This window comes from Kribbella sp. NPDC049174, from assembly GCF_043197365.1.
Classification (GTDB): domain Bacteria; phylum Actinomycetota; class Actinomycetes; order Propionibacteriales; family Kribbellaceae; genus Kribbella.
Window position 1 is genome coordinate 390,504 of record NZ_JBICSZ010000007.1, and the last position, 13,364, is coordinate 403,867.

The 13,364-nt window shown below is 69.6% G+C and carries 9 protein-coding genes; 6 read left to right on the forward strand and 3 right to left on the reverse strand.

Annotated elements, in window-relative coordinates; all coding sequences use genetic code 11:
* Positions 1–89: 89 nt before the first annotated feature.
* Together ACGFIF_RS31610 and ACGFIF_RS31615 are read left to right on the forward strand one after the other, a co-directional pair.
* Entirely contained in the window at positions 90–1,250 is a 1,161-nt protein-coding gene (locus ACGFIF_RS31610) for an MFS transporter (protein ID WP_393159587.1), read from the forward strand.
* Positions 1,251–1,270: 20 nt separating this feature from the next.
* Positions 1,271–1,933 (forward strand): DUF1707 domain-containing protein, encoded by a 663-nt coding sequence (locus ACGFIF_RS31615; RefSeq protein ID WP_393159589.1) that lies wholly within the window; start codon positions 1,271–1,273, stop codon positions 1,931–1,933.
* 2 nt (positions 1,934–1,935) lie between these two features.
* Here the strand turns inward: ACGFIF_RS31615 and ACGFIF_RS31620 are convergent, their stop codons facing one another.
* The gene (locus ACGFIF_RS31620) at positions 1,936–3,486 is read right to left on the reverse strand and encodes a dolichyl-phosphate-mannose--protein mannosyltransferase (protein WP_393159735.1); all 1,551 of its coding nucleotides are present in this window, start codon (positions 3,484–3,486) and stop codon (positions 1,936–1,938) included.
* 186 nt (positions 3,487–3,672) lie between these two features.
* Between ACGFIF_RS31620 and rsmI the strand changes: the two genes are divergently transcribed.
* Positions 3,673–4,524, forward strand: a complete 852-nt coding sequence (rsmI, locus tag ACGFIF_RS31625) for a 16S rRNA (cytidine(1402)-2'-O)-methyltransferase (protein ID WP_393159590.1) — start codon at positions 3,673–3,675, stop codon at positions 4,522–4,524.
* Positions 4,525–4,552: 28 nt separating this feature from the next.
* The gene (gene metG / locus ACGFIF_RS31630; RefSeq protein WP_393159592.1) at positions 4,553–6,118 is read left to right on the forward strand and encodes a methionine--tRNA ligase; all 1,566 of its coding nucleotides are present in this window, start codon (positions 4,553–4,555) and stop codon (positions 6,116–6,118) included.
* 163 nt (positions 6,119–6,281) lie between these two features.
* Here the strand turns inward: metG and ACGFIF_RS31635 are convergent, their stop codons facing one another.
* The gene (locus tag ACGFIF_RS31635; RefSeq protein ID WP_393159593.1) at positions 6,282–7,550 is read right to left on the reverse strand and encodes a LuxR C-terminal-related transcriptional regulator; all 1,269 of its coding nucleotides are present in this window, start codon (positions 7,548–7,550) and stop codon (positions 6,282–6,284) included.
* A 139-nt stretch (positions 7,551–7,689) separates the two neighbouring features.
* Here ACGFIF_RS31635 and ACGFIF_RS31640 point away from each other — a divergent pair, with 139 nt between their 5' ends.
* The gene (locus ACGFIF_RS31640) at positions 7,690–8,601 is read left to right on the forward strand and encodes an NADP-dependent oxidoreductase (protein WP_393159595.1); all 912 of its coding nucleotides are present in this window, start codon (positions 7,690–7,692) and stop codon (positions 8,599–8,601) included.
* Positions 8,602–8,695: 94 nt separating this feature from the next.
* Here ACGFIF_RS31640 and ACGFIF_RS31645 read toward each other — a convergent pair whose 3' ends face one another.
* A complete protein-coding gene (locus tag ACGFIF_RS31645) occupies positions 8,696–8,842 on the reverse strand; it encodes a hypothetical protein (protein WP_393159596.1) in 147 nt (48 codons plus the stop codon).
* 512 nt (positions 8,843–9,354) lie between these two features.
* On the opposite strand from ACGFIF_RS31645, the gene ACGFIF_RS31650 reads away from it, so the two are divergent.
* Positions 9,355–13,350 carry a hypothetical protein gene (locus ACGFIF_RS31650; RefSeq protein WP_393159598.1) on the forward strand — a complete coding sequence of 1,332 codons (3,996 nt, stop codon included), beginning with the start codon at positions 9,355–9,357 and terminating at the stop codon, positions 13,348–13,350.
* The last annotated feature ends 14 nt before the right edge of the window (positions 13,351–13,364 follow it).

Genomic DNA, 13,364 nt, shown 5'->3' on the forward strand with positions numbered 1-13,364 from the left:
CCAGTGCCGTGCTGAGCGCCGGCTCCTCCCCATCTCCCAGCTCCGCCGCCGCGCGTAGCGCGGGGGCGGAGGTGCCGGGGGATTTGCGGATGGCTCGGCGGTTGTGGCCGTTTTTGCTGGCGTCTGCGGTGAGTTTGATTCCGTTCACGGTGTTCGGGATGTATCTGGTGCCGATCGCGGCGGCGGCGGACGGCAACGTGGCGGAGATCGGCGGGCTGCGGGGGCTCGGTGGTCTGGCGGCGCTGGTGGTCGGGTTCTCGCTGGCGCCGTTGATCGACCGGATGGCGCGTGAACTGGTGGCCGCCGGAGGTCTCGCGCTGCTGGGGATCTCGGCCGCGTTGGGTGCCATCGGCAACGTGTTCGCACTGGCCGCGTTCTGCCTGCTGATCGGCGCGTCAACCTCGATCCTCGCGCCGTCGATCGGCGCCGCCGCGGCCGACCGGTTCACGTCGCCGGCGGCTGCCGGGCGGGCGGCGACACTGGTGTCCGCGACCACGTCGGCGATGGCGATGCTGGCTGCACCGCTGCTCGCCGTACCGGGGATGGTGTGGGGCTGGCGGGGCAACCTGCTCGCCGCGTCGGCTGTCTCACTCGCGTTGTCGGCCGCGTTCTTCTGGCGCGGCCGCGGGCGGAAGGCGCCGCTCCGGGCGGACGGCGGCCGGCGGATGAGCTACCTGGCGACGTACCGGGAACTGGCCCGGGTTCCCGGCGCGCTGCCACTGCTCGTGGTCGCGATGCTGCGGACAGCTGCATTCATGGGCTACCTGGCCTACCTGGCCGCGTTCTACGACGAGAAGTTCGACCTCGCGCCGGGCTGGTTCGCGCTGGTGTGGTCGCTGAGCGGTGCGTCCTTCTTCCTCGGCAACCTGCTGGCCGGGCGCTACATCGCGCTCGAGCGTCCCTGGATCGGCCCCGAGAAGATGCTCCTGATCGGTCTCGCCGTCGCCCTCACCAGCGTCGCGGCCTTCTACTTCTCGCCGACGCTCCCGCTCACCCTGCTGCTGACCGCGCTGATGGGCGCCAGCCACGCAACCGTCGCTGCCTGCGTGACGACGCTGCTGGTCCGGCGCAGTGGCGACCTCCGTGGTTCGGCGCTCAGTGTGAACGCCGCCGGGATGAGTCTCGGCACCTTCCTGGGCGCCGCGCTGGGCGGCCTGGGCCTCGGCCTCGGTGGATACCCGGGCACGGCCCTGACTTTCGCGTCGATCACCCTGATCGCGGTGCTTTTTGCCCTGCGGGTACGACGCTGACGGGGCTATTGTTCCGTCTTATGGAAAACCTGCCCGAGCGCCCGCATCCGCATGCGCATCTGCGTGCGTCTGACACCGATCGTGACCGGGTGGTCGACGTACTGCGAGATGCCCTGATGTCGGGACGGTTGACGCAGGACGAGCATGCCGAGCGGCTCGAGCAGACCCTGCAGGCCAGGACACTGGGCGAACTCGAGCCGATCACGCAGGATCTCGTCGTACCGCAGCAGGCGATGCCGGCCGCGAGTCCCGCGCCGTCGAACAGCCCGGTGCCGATCGAGGAGCCGGCCAACCCGTCGGACAGCTTCGACACCATTTTCGCAGTCTTCGGCGGCGGCGAGCGGACCGGCCGGTGGCGGGTCCGGCGCCGGACCAACGCGGTCGCGATCTTCGGCGGCCACGACCTCGACATGACGAACGCGGTGTTCGAGGGCCGCGAGGTGACGGTGTGGGCGTTCGCGATCTTCGGCGGGATCGACATCACGGTCCCGGACGCGGTCGCCGTCCGCAGCGAGGGCGTCGGCATCTTCGGCGGCTTCGGGGTCCGCGGCGGCGACGACCCGGACCCGAACGCCCCGACCGTCGTGGTCAAGGGCCTCGCCCTGTTCGGCGGCGTCGGCGGCCAGAAGTCGTCCAAACGCCACAAGAACAAGAACAAGGGCCACGGCCGGCTAGGCCACTAGGACTAGATCCAGGACTTGAACCACATCCGGTTGAGCCAGTCCGGGTGCGGCAGCACCTTGTCGGTCAGGATCGGCCAGATGTAGGCGAAGTTCAGCACGACCAGGACGACGAACGCGCCGACCACCGCACTGCCGATCAGCCGGCGTGGTGTCGCCTGGCCGAGTGCGGTCCGGGCCGGGCCGAGGATCTTGCCGAGCACGAGGGCCAGCGCCATCACCGTGAACGGGATCATCGTGACGGCGTAGAAGAAGAAGATCGGCCGGTCGTCGAAGGCGAACCATGGCACCCAGCAGGTGACGTAGCCGACGATCGGGATGCCGAATCTCCAGTCCCGCTGACCTATCCAGAAGACCAGTGCGGCGATCAACGCCAGCGCGCCGCCCCACCACAGCAGCGGCGTACCGAGCGCGGAGATCACCGACAGGCAGTTCGTCCCGGCCGGCGCGGTGCAGCCCGCCGTACCGGGTTTGATGTCGTTGACCGCGTCGAACCCGATCGGCCGGGCGATGATCGGCCAGCCGGCCGGGTTCGAGGCGTACGGGTGGGTGGCGTTCTTGATGTAGTCGCCGGTGTGGAAGGCGAGGACTTCCTGGTGGTAGTGGATCAGTGACCGGAAGTCGTCCGGGACGACCTTCATCACGCCGTGCGCCGGGTTCTTGGACGCGTAGTCGTGGTCGTAGGCGTTGTCGTGCAGCAGCCAGCCGGTCCAGGTCGCGGTGTAGGTGACGATGGCGACCAGGACGATGCTGAGGAACGCCGGGATGCCGTCGACCAGCGCCGACTTGACGAACGCGTGCCGGACGCCGAGCGCGCGCCGGGCACCGAAGTCCCAGGCGAAGACGAGGATGCCGAAACCGGCGATCACCCAGACCGCGGACCACTTGGTGCCGAGGGCCAGGCCGAAGCAGACCCCGGCCGCGATCCGCCACGGGCGGATGAGCAACCAGCGCCCGAGCGTACGGCGCTCGCCGTCAGGCGTCGGCGTGTCGAGGGATTCGGCGTGCCGGCGCCGGGTCCAGTCCCGGTCGGCGACCAGGCAGGAGATCGCGGCGACCAGCCAGAACGCCAGGAAGATGTCGAGCAGCGCGACCCGGGACATGACGAAGTGCAGGCCGTCGACCGCGAGCAGCAGCCCGGCGACGGCGCCGATCAGGGTGGACCGGGTCATCCGCCGGACGGTCCGGATCACCAGCAGCACGGTCAGGGTGCCGAACAGGGCCGGCATGAACCGCCAGCCGAACGTGTTCATCCCGAACAGCTGCTCACCGGCGGCGATCATCCACTTGCCGACCTCGGGGTGCACGGTCAGGCTCGGGGTGTCCTTGAAGACGTCCAGGTTGCCGGCCAGGATCGCCTTGTCCGCGGCGCCCTCCGGCTGGTCGATGAACTGCCGGGCGTAGCCGAACTTGAGCAGGCTGAAGGCGTCCTTGGCGTAGTACGTCTCGTCGAAGACGAACTTCACCGGGTCGCCGAGGTTCCAGAACCGCAGGAACGCGGCGATCGCGGTGATCGCCAGCGTCGCGATCCAGCCGCCCTCGAAGTCCCTCGGCATCGGCGGGTACAACCGGTCCTTCAGCGGCGGCAGCCGTCTCCCGAGCACGTCCCGCCCGAGCGTCTCACGCCCGCCGCGGGCGTCCTCCCACTGGGCGGACCCATCCTCGAAAGCAGCAGTCACGCCCGCCATGGTACGGAGCCCTCAGTAGCACTGACCCCCGGTGTGCGGTCCGGGGCTGCGATGATGGGGCCCGTGACCGGGCGATTGGTGCTGGCTGGGAGTCCTATCGGGGATGTGCTGGATGCGTCGCCTCGGCTGGGAAAGGTGCTGGGTGAGGCCGATGTGGTGGCGGCCGAGGACACCCGGCGGTTGCGCCGGCTGACGTCGGAGCTGGGGGTGGTGATCGCCGGGCGGGTGGTCAGCTACTTCGAGGGAAACGAGCGGGAGCGGACCCCGGACCTCCTGGCCGCGCTGACCGCGGGGCAGACGGTGGTCGTGGTGACCGATGCGGGGATGCCGAGCGTTTCGGATCCTGGGTATCGGCTGGTGGCCGCGGCGATCGCGGCCGGGATCGACATCACCGCGGTTCCGGGGCCGTCCGCCGTACTGACGGCGGTGGCGTTGAGCGGGCTGCCCGTGGACCGGTTCACCTTCGAGGGGTTCCTGCCCCGGAAGCCGGGGGAGCGGGCCCGGCGACTGGGTGAGCTGGCCGACGAGCCGCGGACGATGGTGTTCTTCGAGGCCCCACACCGGCTGGCCGCGTCGCTCGAGGCGATGGCGGAGGCCTTCGGAGCGGAGCGTCGTACGGCGGTCTGCCGTGAGCTCACCAAGACGTACGAAGAGGTCAAACGGGGCCCGATCGCGGAGCTGGTGACGTGGGCGGCGGACGGCGTACGGGGTGAGATCACCGTGGTCGTGGCGGGCGCGGACCCGGACAAGGTGATGACCCAGGAGGACCTGGCCCGGGAGGTCGCCACCGACGAGGAGGCCGGCACACCCCGTAAGCAGGCCATCTCCGACGTCGCCAAGCGCTTCAACGTGCCGAAACGGACGGTGTACGACGCTGTTCTCGCTGCCCGGGACCCTGGTAAATAGGTCTGGCGCGCGGCACTACCCTTTTCCTATGTCCGAGAAGGCCTATTACGTCACCACCCCGATCTACTACGTCACGGCTCCGCCGCACATCGGCAGCGCCTACACGACGGTGGCCGGGGACGTCCTGACCCGTTGGCACGCCCAGCGCGGCGAGCAGAAGTGGTACCTGACCGGTACCGACGAGCACGGCGAGAAGGTGATGCGCAGCGCTGAGGCGCAGGGCATGTCCCCGCAGGCGTGGACGGACAAGCTGGTCGAGGAGTCCTGGAAGCCGGCCTGGGTCGACGTCGACATCGCGTACGACGACTTCATCCGGACCACCGAGCAGCGGCACACCGAGCGGGTCCGCGAGTTCTGGCAGACCCTCTACGACAAGGGCGACGTCTACAAGGGCGAGTACGAGGGCCTGTACTGCGTCGGCTGTGAGGAGTTCAAGCTCCCGGCGGACATCCTGACCGACGAGGACGGCACCCAGCGGTGCATGATCCACGGCACCGAGCTGGAGACGGTCTCGGAGACGAACTACTTCTTCCGGCTCTCGGCGTACGCCGACAGGCTGTTGGAGCTGTACGAGTCGCAGCCCGACTTCGTCGCCCCGGCCAGCGCCCGGAACGAGGTGATCGCGTTCGTCAAGCAGGGCCTGCAGGACCTGTCGATCACCCGGTCGACCTTCGACTGGGGCATCCCGGTCCCGTGGGACGAGGAGCACGTCCTCTACGTCTGGATCGACGCGCTGCTGAACTACGTGAGCGCGGCCGGGTACGGCACCGACCCGGAGCGGTTCGAGCAGCTGTGGCCGGTCGACGTCCACCTGGTCGGCAAGGACATCCTGCGGTTCCACGCCGTGATCTGGCCGGCCATGCTGATGGCCGCGGGCGTCGCCGTACCCCGGCAGGTGTTCGCGCACGGCTGGCTGCTGGTCGGCGGCGAGAAGATGAGCAAGTCCAAGCTGACCGCGATCGCGCCGCACGAGATCACCGACCACTTCGGCTCGGACGCGTTCCGGTACTACTTCCTGCGCACGATCCAGTTCGGCTCGGACGGGTCGTTCTCCTGGGAGCACCTGAGCGCGGTCTACACCTCCGAGCTCGCCAACGGCCTGGGCAACCTGGCCAGCCGGATCGCGGCGATGGTCGGCAAGTACTACGACGGCGCCCTGCCCGAGCCGACCGATCACGGCCCGGCCGAGCAGGCGCTCGCGGACAAGCTCGCCCAGACCGTGGCGACCGCGGACAAGGCGATCGAGACGCTGGCGTTCCACGACGCGCTGGCCGCGATCAACGACCTGGTCGGCGCGATCAACGGCTACGTCACCGAGCAGGAGCCGTGGAAGGTCGCGAAGGACGAGTCCCAGCGTGACCGCCTCGCCACCATCCTCTACTCGGCCGCCGAGGCCCTCCGCGCGGTCGCCGTACTGCACAACCCGACCATGCCGAAGACCTCCGCCAAGCTGTGGACCCTGCTCGGCGCCGAGGAGAAGCTCGGATCCCTCGACGACCAGCACATCCAGGACGCCGGCACCTGGGGCCAGCTCCCCGCCGGCGCCACCCTGACCAAGGGCGCCAACCTCTTCCCCCGCCTCGAAGAGTCCTAGGCCGTGTCTGGTGGTCCCCCGCCTACTGCGCGGCACTCGGCACGGCATCTCGCCGCACTGGAGCAAAGGCCACGATGAAACCCACATCGAGGCCTTCACTCCAGTGCGGCGAGCTACCGCACCGAGCACCTGCTCGCTACGGCGCGGGACCACCAGACACGACCTAGACCGCCGTTGCGTGGTAGAGGGCGGCGGCCTGGGTCCGGCTGGTGACTGCGAGCTTGGTGAGGATGTTGGCGACGTGGAACTTGACCGTGGATTCGCTGATGTGGAGGGCGTCGGCGATGGAGCGGTTGCGGTGACCTTGGGCCAGGCGTTCGAGGACTTCCAGCTCGCGGGTGCCGAGGGCGGCCAGCGGGTCTGAGGTGATCGTCTGGGGTGTCGAGCTGGCCTGGAGGGTGATCCGGGCGGTCAGGCCCCAGCCGGGGACGGCGTCCAGGTCGAGGTCGCCTTCGTGCAGGCGGAGCCGTTCGGCCAGTTGGCCGAGGTCGAGGACGTCCTCGAGCCGACCGGGGCCGTCGTCGCGGACGGTCGCGGTGAGCTCCGTCCCGGTCCACCGCCAGCCGACCCGGATCCGTCGTACCTGGTCCTGGGTGAGCATCGCGAGGACGACGGACCGGACGGCGACCCGGGCCCGATGGGCGACGCCGGCCGGGATCAGCCGGTCATTGCCGGGGGCGTCCAGTTCGAGCTCGACCGGCCCGTGCCGGAGCAGGGCGCGGAGCGAGTCGGTGAGTCGGTCGAAGGCCTTGCCGGCCGGCTCCTCGCCGCTGCACACCCGGTCCCGCTGGGTGTCGGTCCGGAGCTCGGCCAGGCCGTTCAGCGCCAGCTCGACCGCCATCGAGCGAGCCGAGGCGTCGTCGATCCGTTGGTTCCGCAGGACGCCGAGGAGGGTGGCGAGCGTGGCCGCGTGGGCTTCGCCGAGCTCGGCGGCGACGTCGGCGCGGGCCTCCGCGACGGCCCGGTTCTGCGCCAGCGCGCCGGGCTCCCGCTCGAGGGTGAGCCGGTACATGTGCGCGGTGACCAGGTCCCACAGGTGCTGGATCATCACGGCGGTGGCCGTCGGCGTCTCGTCGTACCGGATGAAGACGACCACCGATCCGCGCGGTGCCCGGTCGCTGGAGACGGCGAGGACTGGGTGGTCCGAGCCCGCGATCGGTACTACGCCTTGCCACGGCTGACCGGCGGTGACGGTGCCGAGCAGGGCGGCTAGGTCGGCACCCGTGATGGCCTCGGCCAGCGCGGGCTCGCCGTGTGCGGTGACAGGTGTGGACGCACATTGGGAGGCGAGCTGGGCGACCGCGCGGTGCGGGATCAGCTCGGCGGTCGCCGCCGACAGCCGCTCGAGCAACTCCGACGCGGGTCCGTCGATGATCTGCGCCACCGACGCGAGCACCTCCGCGGCTCCGACGCTCTCGCCTGTCATCAACATGTTCTTCAGGGTACGTCGGTTGACGCGTCCACCCGAGCCCGTCTTTCGGGCGGTGGACAACTGTCCGAACGGCCAGTCGGATCTCCACCGAGTCCGGCCACCCTTGATTGAAGCATCAATCAATCGATGGAGGCAGAACATGCACGCGGTGGTTTTCGAGGAGTTCGGCGGTCCCGAGGTGCTGCGGACCCAGGACGTGGCCGAGCCGCACGCCGGACCGGGGGAGGTGCGGGTCAGCGTCCGGGCCGCCGGGGTGAACCCGATCGACTTCAAGATCCGCCGCGGCTGGACCCAGGGTTTCATCGACGTCACCTTCCCGGCGACGCCCGGGCTCGAGGTCGCCGGGGTGGTCGACGAGGTCGGTGCGGGCGCGGAGTTCGCGATCGGTGACGAGGTCGTCGGCTGGTCCACGACCGGCTCGTACGCCGAGCACGCGGTCGTCGGCAACGTCGTACCGAAGCCGGCCGGGGTGAGCTGGGAGCAGGCGGTCGGTCTGCCGGTCGCGGGTGAGACGGCTCAGCGCGTCCTGGACGAGCTCGGGATCAAGGACGGCGAGACTCTGCTCCTGCACGGTGCCGCGGGCGGTGTCGGCTCGATCGCCGTACAACTCGCGACGGCCGCCGGTGCCACGGTCATCGGCACGGCGTCGCCCGTGAACCACGACTTCCTGCGCGAGATCGGCGCGATCCCGGTCGCGTACGGCGACGGACTGCTCGACCGGGTCCGCGAGGCCGCGCCGCAGGGGATCGACGCGGTGTTCGACGCGGCCGGCCAGGGCGGGTTGGAGGAGTCGATCGAGCTTCGCGGCGGCACCGACCGCATCGTCACCATCGCCGACATGCAGGCCGGCGCCCTGGGCGTCGCGGTCTCGGCGGCCAGCTCGGCCTCACCCGAGGAGATCGGCGCCGGGCTGTCGAAGCAGCTCCAGGCCGCCGCGGACGGCAACCTGACGGTCCGGGTCGCCGAGACCTTCGCGCTCTCCGACGCAGCCAAGGCCCAGGAGCTGAGCGAATCCGGCCACGCCCAGGGCAAGGTCGTCGTACTGCTGTAGTCGGCCCAGCCCACAGTCGCTGGGATCGAAGGAGCGGTGAGGCGGGAGCCCGCCTCACCGCCAACCCGGGATCCCCCTCCCGAACCCGGGTCGATCAGAGGTGGGTGATCTCGCCCGGAAGACCCGACTGCCAGTGTGGCGGGAGGAACATCCGGGACTCGTTCCGGCAGGAGCCCTGGCAGACCGCGCAGGAGACCGCGTAGCAGGCGAAGACGGACCACACGCCAAAGGGATCTGGCACGTTGCGATGCTTCTCCCTCATCGGCACCTTGCAGTGCAGACAACGCGGAGCGCCTCGGTGCCGGGGACGCGGTCCGGGTGACGGCACGCCGGTCGGCGGTGGAACCGCGGGAACGCTGAACAGTCGCCGGGCAGCGCCCCAGACGGCGCGGAGCGCGCGGATCGGTAGCGGGCCGACCCTCAGGCGGATGTCGGGTCCGGTCGGATGCACCTCAGCGGGTCCGACACAGGCGATGGGATAACGACGCGGTCGGATCGGTGTGGGCGCCGGTCTGGGCCCACGAGGTCGGCTGCTGTTCATTGGTTCCCCCTCCGGGGATCGATCCGGGATTGCCGGACGGACCCCAGTGCCGAGCACAGCGCTCGAGACCACGGTCAGCCGTCGAAGGGTGATCGGGTAGGTGCGCGGCAGATGTCCGTACAAACTCGTACGGCCGACGTACAGCGCCCACCGGTTCTCTCCTGTAGCGTCTTGATCACTCCCTGTGGGAGTGGGCTTTGAGGGGGGCCGCAATGGGGGAAAGATCTGTTGAGCCGCTGGGGGCGTCTCCGGACCGGGTACAGACTCGAAGTCAGTTCTCCGATGAACTGACGTTGCTCCGCAGTCAGGCAGGCCGGACGGTACGGGACATCTCGAGAGCCATCGACGGAAGTCAGCCGCACAGCACGCTGGGCGAATGGTTCGCCGGACGAAGTCTTCCGTCGGACGCGTCGAAGGCCTTGCTGATAAGGGTTCTGCGCGAGTGCGGAGTCACGGCCGACGATGAGATCGAGCGTTGGCTTCAAGCCTGGCGCCGGGTTCGGCGGGCTCCCGGCCCGAGGGGAGGAACCGCACCCTATCGGGGCCTTGCCAGCTTCCAGCCCGGGGATGCCGACTGGTTCTTCGGACGCGAGGCTCTGACCGAGCAGGTGGCCAGTCAGATCCTGGCTCTCCATGCCGGTGGCGGTGGTCTGCAGGTCATCGTCGGAGCATCCGGTTCGGGGAAGTCGTCGCTCCTTCGGGCCGGCGTTGTCCCGGCTCTGGGTACGCGCGCCGCGCCCGGCCGGCCCGCCTGGCCGGTAGCTCTCCTGACCCCTGGCGCCGATCCCGTGCAACAGTTGGCGGCTGCGCTTGCTACCGGTACTGAGGTCCAGACGGATCGGCTTGCCGAACTCATCAGCGCCGATCCGGCGGCCGCCGTGCTCGAACAGGTCGCCAGGTTCGTCACAGCCGCCACACGTCCGGCGGCGCCGAGCGGGAGAGGTGCGGCCGATGTCGCCGATCGGCTGCTCGTCGTCGTGGATCAGTTCGAGGAACTGTTCACGATGTGTCTCGATGAGCAGGAGCGTCGCTCGTTCATCGCGGCTCTGAACGCGGCCGCCCACGCACCAGCGCTGCGTCGAGGACCGGACGCCAGGCCGCCGGTGGCCACGGTCGTCGTGCTGGGCCTGCGCGCCGACTTCTACCCACAGGCACTGCGGTACTCCGAGGTCGCCACCGCTCTGCAGAACGCGCAGTTCGTCGTCGGGCCGATGAGCGAGGTGGAGTTGCGGCGTGCGATTGCCGAGCCGGCCGCGAAGGCCAACGTCGAACTCGACGGGGGACTCGTCGAACTGCTGATCCGGGAGGCAGCGCCCGGTACGGCTCCGGCCGGTGTGGCGCAGTCCGGGGCCGGTGCTCTGCCGTTGCTGTCGCACGCGCTCCTGGCCACCTGGCAGCGTGCGGAGCGCGGCCGGATGACGACGCGAGGGTATCTGTCGACGGGCGGAATCAAAGGTGCGGTCGCGGAGACTGCCGAAGCGGTGTACGGCGATCTCAGCAAGGCTCAGCAGCTCGTCGCCCAACGGGTCTTCCTTCGGCTCGTGAACCTGGGGGACGACACGACCGACACCCGCCGCAAGGTGAGTCGTGCCGAACTGGAGGGCGTCGGCGACACCGCCGCCGAATTGGACGATGTCATCGAGCACTTCGTCGGAGCGCGCTTGCTCACGATGGACGCGGACACGGTCGAGATCAGCCACGAAGCGCTGCTGTCGGCCTGGCCGCGGCTGCGGGGCTGGATCGACAGCGATCGCGACGGACTCCGGCGGCACGGCCAACTCGCCGACGCCGCCAAGCAGTGGCGGGATCTCGACCGAGATCCGGGATCCCTCTATCGCGGCGGGAAGCTCGACGGCGTCCGCGACTGGACCGCCCGTGACGCGCCCGGCCGCGACCTCAACGCACTGGAACTGGAGTTCCTCACCACCAGCCTGACTGCGGAACGCCTCGACCGGGAGGCAACTCGGCGCCGAACCCACCGGCTGCAGCGGATGGTCGCGGCACTGACCGTGCTTGCCCTGGCGACGGCGGGGCTGGCCGTCTACGCCTTTTGGAAGCGCGATGCGGCCGACAAGGAACGCGACCTGGCGATGTCGCGCCAGGTGGCGATCACCGCGGACCGCCTGCGTGCGACCGACCCGGCCCTCGCGGCTCGGTTGTCATTGGCTTCGTACGCCATCGCACCGACGATGGAAGCGAGATCGAGTCTGCTCGACGCCACCGGGACTCCGCCGGTCACGCGGATCGTGCGGCCTTCGAAGGGCGCACAGAACGTGGTGCTCACACCGGACGGCCGGACGATGTTCGCGGCCGGCACAGGCCCGGGAGACACCGCCGTCCTTACCTGGGATCTCGGCGATCCTCGCCATCCGCGCGCCATCGGGACGCCGCTGACCGATCACACGCTGCCGGTCTTCGGGCTGGCCGTCAGCCCGGATGGCCGGCTGCTGGCGACCGGCGGCCGGGACCAGAACGTCCGGCTCTGGAACGTCGCGGATCCGGGACGGCCGATCCCCCTCGGCGTACTGCCTGCGGGTCCGGCTGGAACCGTCTATTCACTGGCCTTCACGCCGGACAGCAGGACCCTCGCGGCCGGCAGCTCTGACCGGATCGTTCGACTGTGGGATGTCCGTGACCCTGCCCATGCGGTCTCGCTGGCAGCCCTGCCTCCGCTGAAAGGCTTTGTCCAGAGCGTCGCGTTCAGCTCCGACGGGAGCACGCTTGTGGCCGGAGACGCCGCTGGCGTGTTGTACGTCTGGGATGCCCGCGATCTCGGGGAGGTCCGCCAAGTGGGCCAGGTGCAGATCGGCTCAACGCAGCTCAATGCGCTGAAGTTCGCTCCACAGGGGCGGCAGTTGGCCGTCGGTGGCACGAAGGGTCTGCTGCAGTTCTGGGACCTGACGAAGCCCGAGGCGCCGCGCCGAACGTCGTCGCCGATCCAGGTGCCGGAGAACTGGGTGAACGCGGTCGCGTTCAGTCCGGACGGCAGATTGCTGGCGATCGGCAGTTCGGAGAACGTCGCACAGGTCTGGGAGCTGGCCACCGGGCGTCTGGTCGCCAACCTGCCTCATGCCGAGCCGGTCTCGTCGGTCGCGTTCACGAACGGGGATCGGACACTGTTGACTGCTGGGTACGACGGGGTCGCCCGGCTGTGGTCGATCCCCGGGCCGGTGATCAGCGGCCCGACGTCAACGGTGGCATCCGCCGCGTTCAGCCCGGACGGTCGGTCATTGGCAGCGTTCGGGGGAGGTGCCTTCCTCCTGGACGTCTCTCAGCCGCGAGCACCGGTCGCCCTCGCAGCGGGTTTGCTGTCACCGCTGGCGGATAAGCCGATCAGCGGAGCGGGGGCGTTGAGTCCGAACGGGAAGATCCTTGCCGGCGGGACCACAGGGACCTCAGTTCTCCTCTGGGACGTCAGCGATCCCGCCCGGCCGAAGTCCCTCGGGCCACCTCTGCAGGGTCCGGGCGCGGTGGTGGAGTCGCTGGCCTTCAGTCCGGACAACCGGATTCTGGCGGCCGGGGCCGATGACGGCAGGGTGCACCTGTGGGACGTGAGCGTTCCGGGCCACCCAGCAGCTCTCCCGGTCGCACCCGGTGGCGACAGCAACTACATCTACATGGTCGCCATCAGCCCAGACGGTCGGACACTGGCCGGAGTGACCGCGGACGGGGTGATCAGGCTGTGGGACATGACTGATCCGCGGCAGTTGCGCGCGCTGCCTCCGGTCAAGGGGTCTGCTGACCTGCTGTACTCGGCCGCCTTCAGCCTGGACGGCAAGCTCCTTGCCACCGGGAGCGCCGACGGTACGGTGCGACTCTGGAACGTCACCGATCCCGCCGCGCTCGTCCCGATCGGTGCGGCGCTGAGAGGTCCGGATGGCACCGTGACATCCGTTGCCTTCGGTCCGGATGGTCACACGCTGGCCGCGAGTACGCGAAGTGGCCAGGTTTGGTTCTGGGACGTGGGTACGCCGGATCGACCCGAGACCGTGGCAATGCTCAGCGCGTCCGATGCGGCGGTGTGGGCGGTCGGGTTCAGCCCGGATGGCCACACCGTCGTCACCGGAGGATCGGACCGGACGGTCAGGCTTTGGGAGATGAATCCCTTGCAGGCTGCTGAACTGGTCTGCTCCGCCGGCGGGGATTCGGTGTCCGAGGACGAATGGGCGAGGTACCTGCCAGGCGTCCCCTACCAACCGGTCTGCTGAGTCGGCGTCGTTCC

Excerpts from the sequence above, each read along its gene's own strand:
- ACGFIF_RS31610 (WP_393159587.1), top strand. The coding sequence starts at position 90 with ATGGCTCGGCGGTTGTGGCCGTTTTTGCTGGCGTCTGCGGTGAGTTTG.
- ACGFIF_RS31620 (WP_393159735.1), bottom strand. The coding sequence starts at position 3,486 with ATGCCGAGGGACTTCGAGGGCGGCTGGATCGCGACGCTGGCGATCACC.
- ACGFIF_RS31635 (WP_393159593.1), bottom strand. The coding sequence starts at position 7,550 with ATGTTGATGACAGGCGAGAGCGTCGGAGCCGCGGAGGTGCTCGCGTCG.
- ACGFIF_RS31650 (WP_393159598.1), top strand. The coding sequence starts at position 9,355 with ATGGGGGAAAGATCTGTTGAGCCGCTGGGGGCGTCTCCGGACCGGGTA.
- ACGFIF_RS31640 (WP_393159595.1), top strand. The coding sequence starts at position 7,690 with ATGCACGCGGTGGTTTTCGAGGAGTTCGGCGGTCCCGAGGTGCTGCGG.
- rsmI (WP_393159590.1), top strand. The coding sequence starts at position 3,673 with ATGGGGCCCGTGACCGGGCGATTGGTGCTGGCTGGGAGTCCTATCGGG.
- ACGFIF_RS31615 (WP_393159589.1), top strand. The coding sequence starts at position 1,271 with ATGGAAAACCTGCCCGAGCGCCCGCATCCGCATGCGCATCTGCGTGCG.
- metG (WP_393159592.1), top strand. The coding sequence starts at position 4,553 with ATGTCCGAGAAGGCCTATTACGTCACCACCCCGATCTACTACGTCACG.